This window comes from Pseudomonas palleroniana, assembly GCF_022836895.1.
GTDB lineage: Bacteria > Pseudomonadota > Gammaproteobacteria > Pseudomonadales > Pseudomonadaceae > Aquipseudomonas > Aquipseudomonas palleroniana.
Window position 1 is genome coordinate 3,563,791 of sequence record NZ_CP092411.1, and the last position, 21,723, is coordinate 3,585,513.

15 protein-coding genes are annotated in these 21,723 nt (G+C 60.7%); 10 read left to right on the forward strand and 5 right to left on the reverse strand.

The window, feature by feature from the left end:
- The first annotated feature begins 211 nt into the window (after positions 1–211).
- From MJP36_RS16265 to MJP36_RS16290, 6 genes are all read left to right on the forward strand, one after another.
- Positions 212–3,709 carry a response regulator gene (locus tag MJP36_RS16265; RefSeq protein WP_244383450.1) on the forward strand — a complete coding sequence of 1,166 codons (3,498 nt, stop codon included), beginning with the start codon at positions 212–214 and terminating at the stop codon, positions 3,707–3,709.
- On the forward strand, positions 3,710–4,546 hold the full coding sequence (locus MJP36_RS16270; protein WP_090371002.1) for a CheR family methyltransferase: 837 nt from the start codon (positions 3,710–3,712) through the stop codon (positions 4,544–4,546). It abuts the gene before it with no gap.
- A complete protein-coding gene (locus MJP36_RS16275) occupies positions 4,543–5,142 on the forward strand; it encodes a chemotaxis protein CheB (RefSeq protein ID WP_244383451.1) in 600 nt (199 codons plus the stop codon). The genes MJP36_RS16270 and MJP36_RS16275 overlap by 4 nt, the downstream gene beginning before the upstream one ends.
- Entirely contained in the window at positions 5,136–6,329 is a 1,194-nt protein-coding gene (locus MJP36_RS16280) for a hybrid sensor histidine kinase/response regulator (RefSeq protein WP_161548026.1), read from the forward strand. Before MJP36_RS16275 ends, MJP36_RS16280 begins: the two co-directional genes overlap by 7 nt.
- Positions 6,330–6,407: 78 nt before the next feature.
- Entirely contained in the window at positions 6,408–6,785 is a 378-nt protein-coding gene (locus MJP36_RS16285) for a response regulator (RefSeq protein ID WP_060752999.1), read from the forward strand.
- Between the two features lie 263 nt (positions 6,786–7,048).
- Entirely contained in the window at positions 7,049–11,005 is a 3,957-nt protein-coding gene (locus MJP36_RS16290; protein WP_244383452.1) for a hypothetical protein, read from the forward strand.
- Positions 11,006–11,017: 12 nt separating this feature from the next.
- On the opposite strand, the gene MJP36_RS16295 is transcribed toward MJP36_RS16290, so the two are convergent.
- From MJP36_RS16295 to MJP36_RS16310, 4 genes are all read right to left on the reverse strand, one after another.
- Positions 11,018–12,700 carry an ATP-binding protein gene (locus MJP36_RS16295; RefSeq protein ID WP_244383453.1) on the reverse strand — a complete coding sequence of 561 codons (1,683 nt, stop codon included), beginning with the start codon at positions 12,698–12,700 and terminating at the stop codon, positions 11,018–11,020.
- On the reverse strand, positions 12,697–14,199 hold the full coding sequence (locus tag MJP36_RS16300) for an ATPase domain-containing protein (protein ID WP_244383454.1): 1,503 nt from the start codon (positions 14,197–14,199) through the stop codon (positions 12,697–12,699). The genes MJP36_RS16295 and MJP36_RS16300 overlap by 4 nt, the downstream gene beginning before the upstream one ends.
- Positions 14,200–14,342: 143 nt before the next feature.
- Positions 14,343–15,401: a tetratricopeptide repeat protein gene (locus tag MJP36_RS16305; RefSeq protein WP_090371014.1), complete on the reverse strand. Its 1,059-nt coding sequence runs from the start codon at positions 15,399–15,401 to the stop codon at positions 14,343–14,345.
- Between the two features lie 68 nt (positions 15,402–15,469).
- Positions 15,470–16,363 (reverse strand): bestrophin family protein, encoded by an 894-nt coding sequence (locus MJP36_RS16310; protein WP_244383455.1) that lies wholly within the window; start codon positions 16,361–16,363, stop codon positions 15,470–15,472.
- 203 nt (positions 16,364–16,566) lie between these two features.
- Between MJP36_RS16310 and MJP36_RS16315 the strand changes: the two genes are divergently transcribed.
- From MJP36_RS16315 to MJP36_RS16330, 4 genes are read left to right on the forward strand one after another with little or no spacing between them, the layout of a single operon-like run.
- Positions 16,567–17,334 (forward strand): SDR family NAD(P)-dependent oxidoreductase, encoded by a 768-nt coding sequence (locus MJP36_RS16315; RefSeq protein ID WP_244383456.1) that lies wholly within the window; start codon positions 16,567–16,569, stop codon positions 17,332–17,334.
- Positions 17,335–17,345: 11 nt separating this feature from the next.
- Positions 17,346–18,530: an acetyl-CoA C-acyltransferase gene (locus tag MJP36_RS16320; protein WP_244383457.1), complete on the forward strand. Its 1,185-nt coding sequence runs from the start codon at positions 17,346–17,348 to the stop codon at positions 18,528–18,530.
- 9 nt (positions 18,531–18,539) lie between these two features.
- Positions 18,540–19,667 (forward strand): acyl-CoA dehydrogenase, encoded by a 1,128-nt coding sequence (locus tag MJP36_RS16325; protein ID WP_060753007.1) that lies wholly within the window; start codon positions 18,540–18,542, stop codon positions 19,665–19,667.
- Between the two features lie 11 nt (positions 19,668–19,678).
- Entirely contained in the window at positions 19,679–20,452 is a 774-nt protein-coding gene (locus MJP36_RS16330) for an enoyl-CoA hydratase (protein ID WP_060753008.1), read from the forward strand.
- Between the two features lie 118 nt (positions 20,453–20,570).
- Here the strand turns inward: MJP36_RS16330 and MJP36_RS16335 are convergent, their stop codons facing one another.
- Positions 20,571–21,722 (reverse strand): acyl-CoA dehydrogenase family protein, encoded by a 1,152-nt coding sequence (locus MJP36_RS16335; protein WP_060753009.1) that lies wholly within the window; start codon positions 21,720–21,722, stop codon positions 20,571–20,573.
- Between the last annotated feature and the right edge of the window lies 1 nt (position 21,723).

Genomic DNA, 21,723 nt, shown 5'->3' on the forward strand with positions numbered 1-21,723 from the left:
TCTAGGTGGAGTGCCTGAGCACCGACGTTCCCGTGCCCGGCGCAGGGAAGTGTGAAAAGAAGTAAGGCGATCGACTCCCGCTCTTGGTTGGCAGGTCGGAGGTTTTAACCCGCTCTGTCATCCTTTTCGTCGTTATGCGGTAGAAAAATGGCGTTCCCGGGCAACTTTGGGGCAAACTCCGTTTTTTTCCGCATTTGGCAAAGGCATGCCCATGACTCCTGCATCGTCCGTCGATGAAAAGAGCTTTCGTCACCTATTGAGCCGAAACGTCGCGCTGCCCTTGGGCGTGGGCGTGCTCAGCGCGGTGTTCTTCGTGTGTCTGATCACCTATTTGTTGTCCGTCATTCAATGGGTGGAGCACACCGACCGGGTCATCAACAACCTCAACGAGACGTCCAAGCTGACCGTTGACCTGGAAACCGGCATGCGCGGCTTCCTGATCACCGGCGACGAGCACTTCCTCGACCCCTATGAGGTGGCCAAGCCCCGGATCATTGCCGACCTGCGCAACCTCCAGGAACTGGTGTCGGACAACCCGCAACAGGTGGACCGCCTCAAGCGCCTGGAAGCCCTGCAGATTGAGTGGAACCAATACGCCCAGTCGATGATTGAAATGCAGCGCGCCAGCGGTGATTACCGAAGCGCAGTGAAGGCGGGCCGGGGTAAACGCCTGACCGATGAAATCCGTCAGGAATACGACAACGCGGTGGCGATGGAGCAGCAGTTCCGTATCGCGCGCAATGAAGAGGTCACCCGTACGACCGTGACCAGTGTCACGCTGTACCTGATCTTCGTACTTGGCCTGAGCGGTTTTCTGGCGTATATCGGTCGCAAAAATCTTGTCGCTTTATCAAACAGTTACAACGCAAACCTCGCGTCGCAACAGAAGATTGCGCGGCGCCTGGAACAGCAAGCCTGGCTGCGCAACGGCCAGACCGAACTGGCAGAACAGGTACTCGGCCAACTGACCCTGAATATGCTGGGGCGCAATATCCTGCAGTTCTTTGCCCAGTACATGGGCTCGGTGGTTGCCGCGCTGTACGTGCGCGAAGAACACGGTGGCCTCAAGCGTGTGGCCACCTATGGCTTTTCGCGTGAACAGGAACAGCAGGAACAATCGATCTACAGCGACGAAGGCATCGTGGGGCAGGCGGCCCAGCAGGATCGCCTGATTCGCCTGGATGATGTGCCGGTGGACTACTTCAAGGTCAGCTCGGGTCTGGGCGATGGCCCCACCCGAAGCGTGCTGGTAGCGCCGACCAGCAATGACGAACGCGTCAACGGGGTGATCGAGCTGGGTTTCCTGCGCCCATTGCAAGAGCGCGACATCGAGTTGCTGGAGCTGATCGCCGACAATATCGGCACCTCCATCGAAGCTGCCCGCTACCGCCAGCGCTTGCAGGAGGTGTTGGCCGAAACCCAGCAGCTCAATGAAGAACTGCAAGTGCAGCAGGAAGAACTCAAGACCGCCAACGAAGAGCTGGAAGAGCAGTCGCGGATTCTCAAGGAATCCCAGGCCCACCTGGAAACCCAGCAGGCTGAGCTGGAGCAGACCAACGAGCAGTTGGCCGCACAGACCCAGACCCTGGCCGACCAGCGCGACGCCATGGACCGCAAGAACATCGAGCTCAACCAGGCGCAGGCGGCACTGGAGGACCGCGCCGACGAGTTGCAGCGCTCCAGCCGATACAAGTCCGAATTCCTCGCCAACATGTCTCACGAACTGCGCACTCCGCTGAACAGTTCGCTGATCCTGGCCAAGCTGCTGGCCGAGAACCCCCAGGAAAACCTCAGCGCCGAACAGGTCAAGTTTGCCGAGTCGATCTATTCGGCCGGCAATGACCTGCTCAACCTGATCAACGACATCCTGGACATTTCCAAGGTGGAAGCCGGCAAGTTGGAAGTGCGTCCCGAGAGTTCCAGCGTCCCGCGCCTGGTCGATGGCCTGCGTGCCATGTTCGAACCCTTGGCGGCGGATCGAAAGCTGGGCTTTCAGGCGCAGATACTCGAAGGTGCGCCGGCGCTGCTGTTCACCGACCGCCAGCGTTTGGAGCAAATCCTCAAGAACCTGCTGTCCAACGCGATCAAGTTCACCGAGCAGGGCGAGGTGAGTCTGTCGGTTTCCCAGGCGCCGGGGGAGAGCATTGCCTTTACCGTGCGCGATTCCGGCATCGGTATCGCCCCGGACCAGCAGGAAAGCATTTTCGAAGCCTTCCGCCAGGCCGACGGCACCACCAACCGTCGTTACGGCGGTACGGGCCTGGGCCTTTCGATTTCCCGCGACCTGGCTACCTTGCTGGGCGGCTATATCACCGTGACCAGTGAGCCCGGCAAGGGCAGTGTGTTCACCCTGGTGTTGCCGCAGCAATACGTGGAACGTACGCAAGACAGCCCGCCGATCGAAGCGCCGCGCCAGGTCGTGGTAGCACCTGCGCCGGCCCCGGTCAGGATTTCCCCGCTGCCGGTGGCCGACACCGAGCAGATTCCGCGCTTTGCCGATGACCGCGACAAAGCCCCCTTTGCCACGCGTTGTATTCTGGTGGTGGAGGATGAGCCGAACTTCGCTCGTATCCTGTTCGACCTGGCCCACGAGCTGGGCTACCACTGCCTGGTGGCACACGGCGCGGACGAAGGCTACAGCCTGGCCGAGGAATACATTCCGGATGCGATCCTGCTGGACATGCGCCTGCCGGACCATTCCGGGCTGACGGTGCTGCAGCGCCTCAAGGAACACGCCAACACCCGCCACATCCCGGTGCATGTGATTTCCGTGGAAGACCGCGTCGAGGCCGCCATGCATATGGGCGCCATCGGTTATGCCGTCAAGCCTACGACTCGCGAGGAGCTCAAGGACGTGTTTGCGCGCCTGGAAGCCAAGCTGACCCAGAAGGTCAAGCGGGTGCTGCTGGTGGAAGACGATGATCTGCAGCGCGACAGCATTGCCCGCCTGATCGGCGACGATGACATCGAGATCACCGACGTCGGCTACGCCCAGGCGGCACTCGACCTGCTGCGCACCAATATCTACGACTGCATGATCATCGACCTGAAGCTGCCGGACATGCATGGCAACGAGTTGCTCAAGCGCATGGCCACCGAGGACATCTGCTCGTTCCCGCCGGTGATCGTCTACACCGGGCGCAACCTGACCCGCGATGAAGAAGCTGAACTGCGCAAATACTCGCGCTCGATCATCATCAAGGGCGCACGCTCCCCTGAACGCCTGCTGGATGAAGTCACACTCTTTCTGCACAAAGTCGAATCGCAGTTGTCCCATGACCGCCAGAAGATGCTCAAGACGGCGCGTAGCCGCGACAAGGTGTTCGAGGGGCGCAAAATCCTGCTGGTGGACGATGATGTGCGCAACATCTTCGCCCTGACCAGTGCGCTGGAACACAAGGGCGCGGTGGTGGTGATCGGGCGTAACGGCCATGAGGCCATCGACAAGCTCAATGAAGTCGAGGATATCGACCTGGTGCTGATGGACGTGATGATGCCGGAAATGGACGGCTATGAGGCCACTGCCCTGATCCGCCAGGACCCGCGCTGGAAGAAACTGCCGATCATTGCCGTCACGGCCAAGGCGATGAAGGACGACCAGGAACGCTGTCTCGCAGCCGGGTCCAACGATTACCTGGCCAAGCCGATTGACCTGGATCGCCTGTTTTCCTTGATTCGCGTGTGGCTACCGAAGATGGAACGCATTTAAGTGGAGCAATGTTTTTTGGACAAAAGCAGCGATAGCGATATTGAGCTGCGCCTGCTGATCGAGGCGATTTACCTCAAGTACAGCTACGACTTTCGCGATTACTCGGGGGCATCGATCAAACGGCGCGTAGCCCACGCTTTGCACCAGCTCGACTGCGCGACCATTTCGGCATTGCAGGAGCGGGTGCTGCACGACCCTGCGGCGTTCATGCAATTGCTGCAGTTCCTGACGATTCCGGTGAGCGAGATGTTTCGCGACCCGTCGCACTTCCTGGCCATCCGCCAGGAAGTGGTGCCGCTGCTCAAGACCTACCCTTCGATCAAGATCTGGATCGCTGGGTGCAGCACGGGCGAAGAGGTGTACTCCATGGCGATCCTGCTGCGTGAGGAGGGGCTGCTGGAGCGCACGATCATTTATGCCACCGATATCAACCCCGCCTCGCTGGATAAAGCCAAGCAGGGCATTTTCTCCCTGGAGAACGTGCGCGCCTATACGGCGAACTACCAGCAGGCCGGTGGGCAGCGGTCATTTGCCGACTACTACACCGCGGCCTACGATTACGCGATCTTCGACAAAACCCTGCGCGAGAATGTGACCTTTGCAGATCACAGTTTGGCGACTGATAGTGTATTCTCAGAAACACAATTAATTTCATGTCGCAACGTACTGATTTACTTCAATAAAAAACTACAGGATCGGGCGTTTGGGTTGTTCCATGAGTCGCTGTGTCATCGCGGCTTCCTGGTGCTGGGCAGCAAGGAAACCCTGGATTTTTCCGCCTACAGCAAACAATTCGAGCCGTTGGTCAAGCAAGAGCGGATCTACCGAAAATCATGAACGACGCTGCCGCAAACCCGGCTCACGGGATTGAAGCCATCGTCGTCGGCGCCTCCGCCGGCGGTGTGGAGGCGTTGCTGCATATTTTTGAGCCGTTGCCCCAGGATTTCAGCCTGCCGATCATTGCGGTATTGCACCTGCCGGATGAGCGGCGCAGCCAGTTGGCCGAAGTGTTCGCACGGCGCCTGCGCATCCCGGTGCGCGAAGGGCGGGACAAAGAAACGCTGCAGGCGGGCACTTTGTATTTCGCAGGTCCCGGCTATCACCTGTCGGTGGAGCAGGACCGCAGCCTGTCGCTGAGCCAGGAAGACCGCGTGTTCTACTCCCGACCTTCGATCGACTTTCTGTTTTCTTCGGCCGCCGATGCCTATGGCAAAGGGCTACTGGCGATTTTGTTGACCGGCGCCAACCAGGACGGCGCAAGCGGGCTGGCCTACGTCAAGCAATCGGGCGGCACCACCGTGGTCCAGGACCCCAGGGACGCGCGGATTGCCGTGATGCCCCTGGCGGCCCTGGCACTGCATACACCTGACCATATTCTGACCTTGAGCCAAATAAGCTCATTGCTGGCTACCCTGGAAAATTCCTCATGTTAAGTACTATCCAGGCCAAACTGCTGATCGTTGACGATCTGCCGGAGAACCTGCTGGCCCTTGAAGCATTGATCAAGCGCGAGGACCGTCAGGTCTTCAAGGCCTTGAGCGCCGACGAAGCCTTGTCCCTGTTGCTGGAACATGAGTTCGCCATGGCGATTCTCGACGTACAGATGCCCGGTATGAACGGTTTCGAGCTGGCTGAATTGATGCGCGGCACCGAAAAGACCAAGAACATCCCGATTGTGTTCGTCAGTGCCGCCGGCCGTGAGCTCAACTACGCCTTCACGGGTTATGAAAGCGGCGCCGTCGACTTCCTGCACAAGCCGCTGGATATCCACGCGGTGAAGAGCAAGGTCAATGTGTTTGTCGACCTGTACCGCCAGAGCAAGGCGATGAAGCTGCAAGTCGAAGAGCTGGAGCGCAGCCGACGCGAACAGGAGCTGCTGCTGGCGCGTCTGCAAGCGACCCAGGCGGAGTTGGAGCAGGCGGTGCGCATGCGCGATGACTTCATGTCGATCGTCGCCCACGAAGTCCGTACGCCCCTCAATGGGCTGATCCTGGAAACCCAGCTGCGCAAGATGCACCTGGCTCGCGACAATGCCGAGGCGTTCACCCTGGACAAGATGCACGCCATGGTCGACCGCGACGAGCGGCAGATCCGCAGCCTGATCCGCCTGATCGAAGACATGCTCGACGTGTCGCGTATCCGCACCGGCAAGCTCTCGATCCGCCCGGCGCGTTTCGACCTGGCCCGACTGGTCGGCAACCTGGTGGAAAACTTCGCGCCGCAAGTGGCGGCCGCCGGTTCGACGCTGCGATGGGAGAGCGAAGGGCCCGTCGAGGGCCACTGGGATGAGTTCCGCATCGAGCAGGTGATCACCAATCTACTGACCAACGCCCTGCGCTACGGGGCCAAGAGCCCCGTTGAGGTGCGCGTGTACACCGAGCATGGCGAGGCGCGGGTAGAGGTGCGCGACCATGGCATTGGTATCAGCGAAGAAAACCAGAAACGTATTTTCCAGCAGTTCGAACGCGTCTCGGCCAGCCAGGTAGCCGCCGGTCTTGGCCTGGGGCTGTTTATTTCCGAGCAGATCGTTACGGCCCACGGCGGTACTATCGAAGTGGAAAGCCGGATAGGCGAGGGCGCCTTGTTTCGCGTCTGCCTGCCCCTGGCGGCGTCGGCATGAAATCAATCGTCACTTCGACGCAACCTCTGCGTGACCCCATGGTCGTAACAGCAGCAATTGACCGGACAAAGGCTTCCCATGAGTGAAGATGCGCAAGATGTCGTTCTGATCGTCGAGGACGACGAATCCATTATGTTCGTGCTGGGTGAATACCTGGCGGGCCTGGGCTATCGGGTCTTGAAGGCGAGCGATGGCGAGCAGGCTTTCGAGATCCTCGCGACCAAGCCGCACCTGGATCTGATGGTGACCGATTACCGCCTGCCGGGCGGGATTTCCGGGGTACAGATCGCCGAGCCCGCCATCAAGCTGCGGCCTGAACTGAAAGTGATCTTCATCAGTGGTTACCCGCAGGAAATCCTCGACTGCAACAGCCCGATCACGCGGAATGCACCGATCCTGGCCAAGCCGTTTGACCTCGATACCCTGCAGGAGCACATCCAGCACTTGCTGGCCTGATAAAAGGGCACGTCCCGTTACATCCTTCTGATCCCCAAACAGGAACCGTCTGACAGCCAGTGCCCAATAAGCGATGCCCTTGATGAGCGTTACTTCGTCACGGGCGATGCTTATTTTCTGTCAGAGGGCTCCCCATGTTTGCGTCTTCCGTTTCGTCGAATCAGCGCTTTGCCATTCCGACGCCTGTGACTTCCGTAGCGGCCACGGGCGAACCGACATCGTTGCCTGAACCGGCGCCCGTAGCGGCCGGTGAACCGCGTCTGTTGCAGCTGTACATCAGCGGCGTCCGGCAGGCCGTTGAAAAAAAGTCCAGCGCCGGAATGCTTCACGATATTCCCCAGGAGACGGCGTTCGGCGGGTGGTGGGAGGCGTTGTACAACGCCTCCCACAGCCCGATGTTCCTCGCCTGGGCCAAGGCGCTCAACATTGATACCGCTCAGCCGATCACCGTTGATGGCGAGACCCTGACCGTGGTCATCAACGGCGAAAGTACACGGCTTCAACTCAAGGATCAGGCACCGCAGTGGCAGGCTGCGCTGGCGCCGGTGATGGCGGCGATGAAAGCCTTCTACCCCTCGGCCGTGGACCTTCCGACCAGCCCCACATCGGCGCCGCTGATTATCGTTGCGCGCTTTCATGGCGAGGTGCTGCTGCCTCACTACAGTGTCCAGACACTCGATCGGGCCACGCAGCTCGAGCACAACCAGGCGTTCGATACCCTCAAGCCCGGCGAGACATATGTGAGGCTTGAATATCAATCCCCGCAGTTGCTGCAACAGCAGAAGAACGACCTGGGCGACAGCATTAATCAGTTCAATTTGCTCAAACACTTGCAGCGCTACCGGGGCGAGAACGTCAACTATCTGTTGAACGGCTTTATGCCGATTCATCCCGATTCAACGTATGGGCAGTCTTCCGACCAGCCGGAAGCGACCCTGGCGGACGTGCTGGCTGCCGGCGGCTGGCAGGTTCCGCAAAATCCGCAGCAGATGTACAACCTGATCCGCGCCCTGGCCGCCCCGGCATTGCCCGCTCCCCCCTACGGTAACTATGGCGGGGCGTTGGCATGGCCACAGCCGCTGTCCATTGAAGACCAGGCTGAGCTCTTCCGGATCATTGCCGAGAACAAGCCGCCGTTGCCGGGGCTGGACCCGGATTCGGCATTGGGCACCACCGATGTGCTGGGCGCCCTGGTAAAAAACGTGCCGCGCAGTGTGCTCAATACCGGCGACCCCCATGCCGTGATGCAGTGGATCCTGAACTCGAGTGTCGGCAGGCAGTTAGGCGCGCAGCTTAAAGCACGCCTGGGCGAAGTGGCCGCGAACATGAGCCCCGAAGAAGTCTTGCTGACGGCCCTGGGCGTAACGCTCGACGCTGCCAGCCTGTCAGACCCCAAGGAGCCCGCAGAGCAATATGTGGCGGGATTCGACTTGGCGGCCCCGCAGTTCTACCGCCAGCCGGTTTCGGTGATCAAGCAGCAGCTGATCAAACATCTGGTGGATACCAATAAAACCACGCCCGAGGCGGCACCGATTGCCGCGATGTTGCTGCTCAGCCGCAAAGCCCCGGAACTGCAGGTCAAGGGTGTTCCACCGTATGTGACCTTCAACTCGTTCGCCTCGCTCAGCCTCAAGTCTGCCGTGGCGCGTATTGAAGCCACCAGCCCGGGCGCCAGCGCGCAGATGACCTTCACCGAGGTGGTCGAGTTTGACGCGATCGACCCGGTTCGCGAAGAGGATCAACTGATTCAGGACCAGACCCAGCTACCGGCGATTATCCAATGGGGCAGGGGGCATGGCCTGCTCGGCCCCCAAGGACCCTACACCGAGCAGCAGATCAGCGCGACCCGCCAGGCTATCAGCGACCAGCAGAATGAGCTGGTCGAGGCGATCGAGGTCCTGGCCACGCCGGCCCCGACCCAGCGTTCAGTCGCACTGGCCCGCCTCAAGCAGGAATTTGGCGAGGGCATCGACTACGAAGAGAAGACTATCCGCAGCAGCAGTGTGGCCTCGGGGGCGCATACGCTGTCGCCGGCACTGAGCGTGGAGCCCAAAGGGAGCTACTCGCTACTGGATTTCTACCTGGCTAAAAAAAACAGGAGTTATGGCTGGGTTTCGACTAATCCGAGGATCGACGCGGATGTGTTCAAGCGCCTGCGCGAGCTGCCCGACCCGGGCCAGGAACACAAAGCCGCGTTCGATGAATATCGGGCCAGGCTGAGTAAAGCCTGGAGTACCGTGACCCGCACGATGATTGCCAATCTCGCTCCGCAAGATCGGAAGAATATCGAAAGCGGGACGTTGACGATTTATCGACCCGGTGTCTCGAGGCGCATCGTGGAGCGAGAGAGAACAAAGGAATGGAGGCACTACCAGCCCGAGCCACTCGAAGAGCGGGGCAAGCTGATTATAAAAACCGAGCATGAGGGCAAGGCGACTTATTACGAGTTCGACCCGCGCCATAATCGGGTGCAACGCCACGACGACTGGCAAGAGACCTTCAAGGAAGGGCTGCAAGAGCCCTACACAGTGGTTGGCGAGGCATTTGACGAGAAGACGGAGGACGCGCGCGAAATCACACGAGTTGTGCCCGAGTCTGAAGAGGAGGCCCGTCAGCAACAAGCCCGGCCTGACGGCAAAACGTCTGCCAACGCTTTTTCCAGCAGCCGCAGCCAGTACCTCGGCAAGAAGTTGGCGGACGAGATCATTGAGGGCTATCACCTTGATGACGTCCGGGAGAGCACCCTGGCGGTGACGACATTCGACGAAGAAAAGGCGCAGGCGCATGCCGACTTCCAACGCATCATCGGGTTTTTTCCTGGCGTTTCGATGATCAGGAACTTGGTGAACGGTGATTACGTTGCGGCGGCAGGGGATATCATCTTCGATGTCGTAATGACAGCCACCACTGCGGGCATTGGCCGCGCGGGAGGTGGGGCCCTCAAAGGCGTCGCCAAGGATACAGTCCAGGCAGCCGCCAAAAGCTCCATCACGCCTGTACGCAAGTTGTTCGGGCAATCATTGCTGATGGGGTTCGCCGATGGTGCGAAAACGGGCGCCAAGGTGGGCTCAAAATTGCTCACTGACGCCGTTCGGCGTGTACGCACAGGTTTTTCCGGCAAAACCACGCACTCAGGCGTACGCCTGACCCCGCAGCAGGCCAATGTGGTGTCCCAGCGTAGTGATCTGTTCGAGGGCACGGCTAAAGCCGCCGGCGCTGGAGGGTATTACCCGACCATTGCCAAGTTCGATGCAGGCTCCGGCAGGTGGTTTGCTTACAACCCGGCCACCAACAAGTCCTTTGGCAGGCCCTTGGCGGATTTCAAGCCCACGACAACCACCCACCTGGACACCCAATGGCAGAACGTCACCCGCAAGGCGGAAAACGGCGCCCACGCCGCCGCGTTTCGCGAAGGCTACTTGAATGGCAACCCGGCCGATGTGCCCGGTTATTCAGCGGGCATGAAGTCGGCCCAAATCAAGAAGCTGGCTGTGAGCCAAAAACACACGCCCAAAAACCTCGGAATATTGGCGCGGCAGCAGGAACGGGTAGCGGTTCAGAGCGGTTTGAAAGGCGTAGATGTGTTCAATAATACCGTGCGCAGCGCGGGTGGCCGGGTCACGCCGATGACGCAATTGTTCTATCTGAGTCAGGTACAGCCGTTATCCCAAGGCCAGTGTGCGGCGATGTCCCATGTGATGATCGAAGCGATGAAGCGGAACAGGGGGCAGCAGTTCATCGACAACCTCTTTAAAGCGGCGGCCAATCCGAACAGCGCCGCTTCCAAGCGCTTTATCCAGACGGTCACGGGCATGCAAAGCCGGTTCGCCCAGCCGACTGCATTCCATGGCATATCCAATGTGCCCTCTAAACCCTTCAACGTGATAGCTGATGAGCTGGTCACGGCTCCCCAGACCAAATACATCCTGGTCAGTGATAAAGGCCACGCCATGGTCGTGGGGGTCAAGGTTGAAGGGGGGCAGCGTACTTACTTCTTCTTCGAGCCCAATTACGGTTTGGCTGATTTTCCGACGCTGGGCAGCTTGCGCAAAGCAATGAATGACGTATTCACCAACAAAAAATTTCCCCGTCCCTATGCCAACACCGACCCCACGTCCAAAGTGCTGCACCTCAATGTCAGTGAATACCGCAGCGACGCGCTGAGCAAAGTAGGTGTCGACTCCGACACCGTAGCCAGTCTGTTTATGACCCCACTCTAGACCCGGCGCGGCTTACCCCTGGGAACGCGCGTTGATCATCTCGCGTACCTTCGCCGTCAGCATATCGAAGGTGAACGGCTTGGTGATCAACTGCATCCCGGGGTCAAGAAACCCACCGCGCACCGCCGCATGCTCGGCATACCCGGTAATGAACAGTACCTTGAGCTCGGGCCTTATCTGCCGCCCGATCTCGGCCAACTGCCGGCCGTTCATGCCTGGCAAGCCGACATCGCTGATCATCAAGTCGATGCGTTGCTCCGACTCAATGATCGGCAACGCCGAAGGGGCGTCCCCGGCTTCGACATAGGCGTAGCCCAGTTCCTTGAGCACCGTACTGACCAACACGCGGACCGCCGGGTCATCTTCGACAATCAACACGGTCTCTTCGGCACCGGCGAACGGCAGCAGTGCGGGGTCGGAGGCCTCGACCTGAGTGATTTCACCGTGGAAGCGTGGCAGGAACAAGCTGACGGTCGTGCCTTTATCGACCTCACTGTGAATCGTCACATGGCCGTGGGATTGACGCGCAAACCCGTAAATCATCGACAACCCAAGGCCGGTGCCCTGGCCGATGGGCTTGGTCGTGAAAAACGGGTCAAACACCCGGCTCATCAGACCTTCTGGAATACCACACCCCGTGTCGCTGACGCTCAACTCCACATAGTCGCCTGGCTCCAACGTGCCATAGGCGGCGGTGAACACGCTGTCGAGATGCCGATTGCTGGTTTCCACCACCAGCCTGCCGCCCCCCGGCATGGCATCCCGCGCATTGATCACCAGGTTGAGCAGGGCACTTTCCAATTGGTTGGGGTCAGCTTCGGCGGTCCACAAATCATCGGCCAGGTGCATGTCCAGGGAGATGCTTTCGTTAACGCTGCGCTTGAGTAACTCCCCCATGGAACTCACCAATTGATTGATTTGCACCGGTTTGGCGTCCAGGGACTGGCGACGGGAAAACGCCAGCAAGCGGTGCGTAAGGCTGGCTGCGCGGTTGGCCGAGGTGACGCCCAGGTCGATCAGGCTGTCGAGGTCGTCCAGCTTGCCCCGCGCAACCCGCCTGCGCAGCATCTCCAGGCTGCCGATGATGCCGGTGAGCATGTTGTTGAAGTCATGGGCGATACCGCCCGTCAATTGGCCCACGGCTTCCATTTTCTGCGATTGCCGCAAGGCATCTTCGTTATGGCGTAACTGCGCGGTGCGTTCTTCGACCTGCTGTTCGAGGGACTCCAGGGTCGTTTGCAGTCGCTGCTGGCTGGCACTCAGCTCGATCAGCCGGTCACGCGCCTCATACTGCCGTCGCCGGCCGCGCAGGGCGGCGCTGACCAAACTGATCAAGGTCACCGGATGAAAGGGGCGCTCCAGGAAGGTAACGTTGCCCAGCAACTCACCCAGGTGCGCTGAGCCGTTGCGTTGATGACCGCCATGGTGGGTCATCAGCACAATCGGCAAGTCAGACCACGCCGGTTGCCGGGCGAGGTAGTCCAGCAAGGGTGCCAGTTCGACTCCGCGCAGCGCTTCGGCGGCGATGATCAACAGCCCGGCGCCTTGTTCCAGCGCCTCGCACAGGGCACCCAGACTGTGGGCAACAATCCCGTCGTAGTGCGCCTCGTTGAGCATCTGCAACGCCAATGTACTGTCGCGGCCCAGCGGCGCCAGAATGATCGCGCGCTCGGAGACCGGTGAAAGGCCTGTCACTGCTCCTCATCCTCCAGCAGCGGAGCGGCGCTGCCCACATACGTGGGAATACCGCGCAGCACGCCTTGGAAGTTGTTCAGCGGGGCACCAATGGTCATGCCCTGTTTGCTGATGCGGTACTCACGAATGGTCGTCTCATGGGTGCCGGTCCTTTTCTTGATGACCGAGATAGCCCGACGCACCTCGCCCAGCGCTTCGAAGTAACGCAGCAAAATAACGGTGTCGGCCAGGTAGGTAATGTCCACTGGCGCCTGCATGTCCCCAACCAGGCCATGTTGGGCGATGGTCATGAAGGTCGCCGCGCCTCGGCGATTGAGGTACAGCAACAATTCATGCATGTGCAGGATCAGCGCGTTCTCTTCCGGCATAGCCGCCTGATAGCCGTTCAGGCTGTCGATCACCACCGTCTTGATGCCATGCTCGTCCACACAGCGCCGTACACGGTGGGAGAACTCACCGGGCGTAAGCTCAGCGGCGTCTACCTGTTCGATCATCAGGTTGCCGGTGGCTTGCAGTGCATCCAGGTCGATGTTCAGTTGGCGCATGCGTTCGAACAGCAGCCCCAGCTCTTCATCGAAAATAAACAGCGCAGCCTTCTCACCGCGGGCCACCGCTGCTGTCGCGAAAATAAACGAGATCAGCGACTTACCGGTACCGGCGGGGCCGAGAATCAGGCTGCTGGAGCCGGTTTCAATACCGCCGCCGAGCAAGGCATCGAGTTCCTGGATGCCGCTGGTCAAGGTCTCGCGCACGTAGCCGGCGCGGTGCTCGGCAGCCACCAATCGGGGAAACACATGCACACCTCCTTCCATGATGGTGAAATCATGAAAACCGCCGCGATACTTCTGGCCACGGTACTTCATCACGCGCACGCGCCGACGTTCGGCGCCATAGTTCGGGGTCAGTTCTTCCAGGCGGATCACCCCATGGGCCACGCTGTGCACGGTCTTGTCCAGCGCCTCGGTGGTCAGGTCGTCGAGCAGCAGGACTGTGGCGTCATAGCGCACGAAGTAATGCTTGATCGCCAGGATCTGCCGGCGATAACGCAACGAGCTTTGCGCCAGTAGGCGGATCTCCGACAGGCTGTCGATCACCACACGGCTCGGTTTGACACGCTCGACCACCTCGAAGATCTGCCGGGTGGCTTCACCCAGTTCCAAGTCAGAGGAATACAGCAGGCTCTGTTGGTGCTCGGCATTGAGCAGGTTTTCGGGTGGGGTCAGTTCGAAAATATGGATATTGTCATCCAGTTGCCAACCATGGGATTGGGCGCCCTGGCGTAATTCGTGCTCGGTTTCGGAAAGGGTGATGTACAGCGAACGCTCGCCGTTTTTCGCACCGGCCTGCAGGAATTGCAGGGCAACGGTGGTCTTGCCGGTGCCGGGTTCGCCTTCCAGCAGGAACAAGTGGCTACGCGAAAGCCCGCCGACAAGAATGTCATCAAGACCTTCGATGCCGGTGGCCGCCTTTTCACTGAACTGCGCTTTGGATGTAGACAAGAAGTGCCCTCAGGTCACGTACAAGTAGGTGCGCGCCGCTTTGAGCGCGCCATATTTACTTGACCGTAGCGGCCCCGTGGCGGTTCAACGTTTTGCGTTTTTTGTGCAGCCAGTCGCTGTTTTTACAATTTTGTATTGTCAGGTCAGAGACCTTGCTGTAACGCAGGATCGTCCGGGTTTTGCTGTTCAAGCTGAGCCAGCAACACCTGGACGTTTTGCAATTGGCCACTTTCCTTCCAGTAGTTGACCAGCAGCACCCGCGCCTTGCGGTTGGCGGGGTGGCGTTGAATGATCTCTTCCAGCTGGCGCTGGGCCGCCTCCAATTCCTCCTGGGCGTGCAGGGTGGTGGCCAGGTCGTAGCGGTAATCCTGATTGTCCGGCTCCAGCTCCACCGCCTTGGACAAGCCGAGCAGGGCATATTGGCGCTCACCGTGGTGCAACAGCCACAGGCCCAGGGCGTGTTGCAAGTAGGCCGACTCCGGGTGTTCGGCCAGTTGTCGCGCCAGCAACTGGCGGGACTCATCGGTTTTGCCTTGCTTGTCCAGCAGCTCGATTTGCGCCACCACGGTTTGCAGGTTATCCGGCTGCAGGCGCATCGCCTGTTCCAGGGCATGTTGCGCGTCCGGCAGCAGGGCGCTGTGAATGTACAGGCGCGCCAACTGGATCCAGCCTTCGGCCGTCTCGGGCTGGGCCTTGAGATATTTCACAAATTCGTCGAGCACTTGCTGCAGCGGGCCGAAATAAAGGCCCAGGGTGTCGGGTGAGAGGCCGAGCAAGGCGTTCGCGGCGGCAAAGCGCACACTCTGTTCGGGATCTTCAAGTACCGGGCCCAGCAGCAAAGTGCGCTGGCCGGTCGGCACCAGGCCGACGATGCTGTGGATCGCCGCCTCGCGTACCAGTGGCGACTCATTGGCCAAGTCCTTGTCGGCGAGCTTCAGCGCTTGCGGGCTGGGGTAGTTGGGCAGTTCCGCATGCAGGGCGGCACGACGTTCCGGCGAGAGGTCCGGCCGCCCCAGCTGTTGGTACAACACGCGTGCGGCGCCTGGCTCACCGTTATGCGCCTGCTTCAGCGCTTTGCCATAGCCATGGGCAATCGCCGGCGGCACGGCGACCTGAGCGGTTCGGGAGAAATACCAGGTGATCGACACAATCAACAACAGGGCGCACAGGCCGATGATGGAGTAACGGCGTGACTTTGACATGCAGGTGTCCGGGCAGCTATCGCAAAGCCATCAGCTTCGGCCAGAGCACGGCAGGTGTCAAACCCGTATCAGCTCAGCACATAGTCGATCGGTTGCAGGGCCGGCGGTAAATCGGTTTCGCCCAGCGCGGCGAGGACTTCACGCTCCAGGGTGCGCAGCAGCGCATTGCACGGCAGGTCGTTTTCGTCGAAGCCAAAGGGGTCTTCGAGGTCATCACCGATTTCGTCGAGGCCGAAGAACGTATAGCTGACGATGGCCGTGAACACGGGGGTGAGCCACCCCAGCGGCTCGGCCATGGCGAACGGCAGCAGAATGCAGAACAGGTAGATGGTGCGGTGCAACAGCAACGTGTAGGGGAAGGGCAGCGGTGTGTGCTTGATCCGCTCGCAGGCCGCCTGGACCTGGCTCAAGCCGACCAGGCGGGTTTCCAATTGGGTGTAGCGCCAGTCGCTGATCACACCGCGCTGGGCCAACTCGCTAAAGCGTGCCCCCAGGGTTTGCAGCAGGCTGTCGGGCGGGTTGGGATGGTTGCCGTCCACGGCCATCCATGGCGCTATCGCCCGCGCTTCATCTTCATGGCGCAAACGCGCAATCAGCCCATGGGCAAAGCCACAGACACCCCGCAACAGGTCGCTGCGCTCGCGGCTGTCACCCAGCACCTGGGTTTCACGAATCAGCGAGCGCACCTCAATGATCATCTGCCCCAACTGTTTGCGGCCTTCCCACCAACGGTCATAGCAGGCGTTGTTGCGAAAACTCATGAAGATCGACAGCGACAACCCCAGCAACGTGAACGGCGTCGCATTGACCCTGGAGAAGTACGCGGGGTGCAGGGTTTCCACCAGCACGATCACCGAGGCCAGCAGGGTGACCAACAGGCTGCGCAAGGCAATGCGCTTGGCAATCGAGCCTTTGAGGGAAAACAGGATGCCCAGCAGATTGGGTTTGGAACGCACGATCATTGCGGCAAGACTTCTTCGCAGGAGCAGGCCCCCAGAGTAGAAGTCGCGCACGCCGACGTCCAATCACTTGGGCCGACCGGTCGATCAGCGCGATCAATCATGGCCAAACCAGTCAGCCAGGTTGATGGCTTTGACCATTGCTGCCGAGCGGCTCTGGAGTGACTATTTCCAGGGTCGCTTGATCCACTTTGAAGGAAACAATAATGCAGATTGAAAACAAGATATTCCTGGTCAGTGGCGGTGCTTCGGGGCTCGGTGCGGCGACCGCTGACATGCTGGTCGCGGCCGGCGCCAAGGTGATGCTGGTCGACCTGAACGCCGAGGCCGTTGGGGCCAAGGCCGGCCAATTGGGTGATAACGCGCGTTGCGCGGTGGCCGACATCAGCCAGGAGGCCGCTGCCCAGGCCGCCGTGGAAGCCACGGTCGCAGCGTTTGGCGGCTTGCATGGGCTGGTGAACTGCGCCGGTGTAGTGCGTGGCGAGAAAATCCTCGGCAAGCACGGCCCCCATGGTTTGGCCAGCTTCGCCCAGGTGATCAACGTCAACCTGATCGGCAGCTTCAACCTGTTGCGCCTGGCGGCTGCGGCCATTGCTGAAACCGAGGCGAACGCCGACGGTGAGCGTGGCGTGATCATCAACACGGCCTCGGTGGCCGCCTTTGACGGGCAGATCGGCCAGGCGGCGTATGCCGCCTCCAAGGGTGCCATCGCCAGCCTGACCTTGCCCGCCGCCCGCGAGTTGGCGCGCTTCGGCATTCGGGTCATGACCATTGCCCCGGGCATTTTCGAAACCCCGATGATGGCCGGCATGACCCCGGAAGTTCGCGACTCCCTGGCCGCCGGCGTGCCATTCCCGCCGCGCCTGGGCAAACCGGTCGAGTATGCGGCGCTGGTACGTCACATCATTGAAAACAGCATGCTCAATGGCGAGGTGATCCGTCTCGACGGCGCTTTGCGCATGGCTGCCAAGTAAGGAGTATTTCCATGACTGATCCGATCGTCATCGTCAGCGCCGTACGCACGCCCATGGGCGGTTTCCAGGGCGACCTCAAGGGCCTGACCGCGCCGCAACTGGGCAGCGCCGCCATTCGTGCCGCCGTCGAACGTGCCGGTCTTGCCGGCGATGCAGTGGATGAAGTGCTGTTCGGCTGTGTGCTGCCGGCCGGCCTCGGCCAGGCACCCGCACGCCAGGCCGCGCTGGGCGCGGGGTTGGACAAGGCCACCCGCTGCACGACCCTCAACAAAATGTGCGGTTCGGGGATGGAGGCCGCCATTCTCGCCCACGATGCGCTGGTGGCCGGCAGCGTCGATGTGGTGATCGCCGGCGGTATGGAAAGCATGTCCAACGCGCCGTATCTGCTGGACCGTGCGCGCAGTGGCTACCGCATGGGGCATGGCAAGGTACTCGACCACATGTTCCTCGACGGCCTCGAAGACGCGTATGACAAAGGCCGCCTGATGGGCACCTTTGCCGAGGATTGCGCCGAGCACAACGGCTTTACCCGTGAAGCCCAGGACGCCTTCGCCATCGCCTCGCTGACGCGTGCCCAGGACGCGATCACCCGGGGCAGTTTCAGCGCCGAGATCGTGCCGGTGCAGGTCACCGTAGGCAAAGAACAGAAAACCGTCCTGCACGATGAACAACCGCCCAAAGCCAAGCTGGACAAGATCACCAGCTTGAAACCGGCGTTTCGCGACGGCGGCACGGTGACGGCGGCCAACTCCAGCTCGATTTCCGACGGCGCGGCAGCCTTGCTGATGATGCGCCAATCCGAAGCGCGCAAGCGTGGTCTCAAGCCACTGGCGGTGATTCACGGGCATGCGGCGTTCGCCGATGAGCCGGGTCTGTTCCCGGTCGCGCCGGTGGGGGCAATCCGCAAGCTGATGAGCAAGACCGGTTGGAGCCTGAATGATGTCGACCTGTTCGAGATCAACGAAGCTTTTGCGGTGGTCAGCCTGGTCACCATGGCCAAACTGGAAATCCCCCACAGCAAGGTCAACATCCACGGCGGCGCCTGCGCCCTGGGCCATCCGATCGGTGCCTCCGGTGCGCGGATCCTGGTGACCCTGCTCTCGGCCTTGCGCCAGAACGGGCTCAAGCGCGGTGTTGCCGCCATCTGCATCGGCGGTGGTGAAGCCACGGCCATGGCCGTCGAATGCCTGGATTAAGGACGCTATATGCTGCCCAATGAAGAACACGTGCAAATCAGTGACGCGGCCCGGCAATTTGCCCAGGAGCGCTTGAAGCCGTTTGCCGCCGAGTGGGACCGCGACCACCGCTTTCCCAAGGAGGCCATCGGCGAAATGGCCGAGCTGGGCTTTTTCGGCATGCTGGTGCCGGAGCAGTGGGGCGGTTGCGACACCGGCTACCTGGCCTATGCCATGGCCTTGGAAGAAATCGCCGCCGGTGACGGTGCCTGCTCGACCATCATGAGCGTGCACAACTCGGTGGGGTGCGTGCCGATCCTCAAGTTCGGCAATGACCAGCAGAAAGAGCAGTTCCTCAAGCCCCTGGCCAGTGGTGCGATGCTGGGTGCCTTCGCATTGACCGAGCCCCAGGCCGGCTCCGACGCCAGCAGCCTGAAAACCCGTGCCCGCCTTGAAGGCGATCACTATGTGCTGAACGGTTGCAAGCAGTTCATCACCTCCGGGCAGAACGCCGGCATCGTGATCGTGTTTGCGGTCACCGACCCGGCCGCCGGCAAGCGCGGGATCAGCGCGTTCATCGTGCCGACCGACTCACCGGGCTACACGGTGGCGCGGGTCGAAGACAAACTCGGCCAGCATGCCTCCGACACCTGCCAGATCCTGTTCGAAGACGTGAAGGTGCCGGTGGGCAATCGCCTGGGTGAGGAGGGCGAGGGCTACAAGATCGCCCTGGCCAACCTCGAAGGTGGCCGCGTGGGTATCGCCTCGCAATCGGTGGGCATGGCACGCGCCGCGTTTGAGGCGGCCCGCGACTATGCGCGTGAACGTGAAAGCTTTGGCAAAGCGCTGATCGAGCATCAGGCCGTGGCGTTCCGCCTGGCCGATATGGCCACGCAAATCGCCGTGGCCCGGCAGATGGTGCATTACGCCGCCGCCCTGCGCGACAGCGGCAAGCCAGCGCTGGTGGAAGCCTCCATGGCCAAGCTGTTCGCCTCGGAAATGGCCGAAAAAGTCTGCTCGGCCGCCTTGCAAACCTTGGGCGGTTACGGTTACCTGAACGACTTCCCCCTGGAGCGGATCTACCGCGATGTGCGGGTCTGCCAGATTTACGAAGGCACCAGCGATATTCAACGCATGGTCATCTCACGCAATCTTTAAGGAGCCGATACATGACTTACGAAACCGTCTTGCTCGAAATCCAGGGCCGCGTCGGGCTGATTACCCTCAATCGCCCACAAGCCCTGAATGCCTTGAATGCGCAACTGGTCAGCGAACTGAACCACGCGCTGGACCGCCTGGAAGCCGACCCGCAGATCGGTTGCATCGTGTTGACCGGCTCGAAAAAAGCCTTTGCCGCCGGCGCCGACATCAAGGAAATGGCCGAACTGACCTACCCGCAGATCTACCTGGACGATCTGTTCAGCGACAGTGACCGCGTGGCCAACCGCCGTAAGCCGATCATCGCTGCGGTCAACGGCTTCGCCCTCGGCGGAGGCTGTGAGCTGGCGTTGATGTGCGACTTTATCCTCGCCGGTGACGGCGCCAAGTTCGGCCAGCCGGAAATCAACCTCGGCGTACTGCCCGGCATGGGCGGCACCCAGCGCCTGACGCGGGCCGTGGGTAAGGCCAAGGCCATGGAAATGTGCCTGACCGGGCGCTTTATCGATGCGGTGGAAGCGGAGCGTTGCGGGATCGTGGCGCGTATCGTACCGGCCGATGAACTGCTGGATGAAGCACTGAAAGTCGCCACGCTGATTGCCGGCAAATCCGTGCCGATCAGCATGATGGTCAAGGAAAGTGTGAACCGTGCGTTTGAAGTGAGCCTGTCCGAAGGCGTGCGCTTCGAGCGCCGGGTGTTCCATGCGGCGTTCGCGACGCAGGATCAGAAGGAAGGCATGGCCGCGTTCGTCGGCAAACGCACTCCAGAGTTCAAAGACCAGTAACACGCTAAAGTGTGGGAGGGGGCTTGCTCCCGATTGCAGTGCATCAGTCACAGATATTTCGACTGAGACATTGCAATCGGGAGCAAGCCCCTCCCACATTTCGTTACCCTGTTGTCATTCAGAACGGGTAGTGCTTGAGTTCACGCGCAATGACCATGCGCTGAATCTCACTGGTGCCTTCATAAATCTGCGTGATCCGCGCATCCCGGTAGTAACGTTCCACCGGGTAATCCTCCAGGTAGCCATACCCGCCATGTATCTGCATGGCCGAGGAGCAGACCTTTTCGGCCATTTCCGAGGCGAACAGTTTGGCTTGTGAAGCTTCCGACAGGCACGGCTTGCCGGCACTGCGCAGACGCGCAGCGTGCAGGATCAGCAAGCGCGCGGCATTGAGTTGGGTCTGCATATCCGCCAACAGGTTGGCCACGCTCTGGTGCTCGATGATCGCCTGGTTGAATTGCACCCGATCGCGGGCGTAGGCCAGCGCCGCCTCAAACGCGGCACGGGCGATGCCCAGGGCTTGAGCGGCAATGCCGATGCGCCCGCCTTCGAGGTTGGACAGGGCAATGGCCAGGCCCTTGCCGCGCTCACCCAGCAGGTTGGCCTCGGGCACGCTGCACTGGTTGAGCGTCACGGCGCAGGTGTCCGAGGCGCGAATGCCCATCTTGTGTTCGGTGCGGTCGACTACAAAGCCGGCGGTGTCGGTGGGCACCAGGAATGCGGAAATACCTTTCTTGCCCAGCTCCGGATCGGTGACGGCAAACACAATGGCCAACTGGGCGCGCTTGCCGTTGCTGACGAACTGCTTGGCGCCGCTGATCACCCATTGGCCGTCCCGCAGTTCGGCACGGGTGCGCAGGTTATGGGCTTCGGAACCGGCTTGGGGTTCGGTCAGGCAGAAGCAGCCAATCGCCTGGCCGCTGGCCAGGGCCGGCAGCCAGGTTTCTTTTTGCGCTGGTGTACCGAAGTTGAGGATTGGCCCGCAACCCACTGAATTATGGATACTCATCAGTGCGCCCGTGGCGCCATCGCCGGCGGAGATTTCCTCCACGGCCAAGGCGTAGGCGACGTAGTCCACATAGGTGCCGCCCCATTCTTCCGGGACCACCATGCCCAGCAGGCCCAGTTCGCCCATTTTCGCCACGAGCGCGTCGTCGATCCAGCCGGCTTTCTCCCATGCCTGGGCGTGAGGGGCGATTTCGCCCCGGGCAAAGTCACGCGCCATGTCTCGGATCATTACTTGTTCTTCTGTGTATTCAAGATCTTGCATG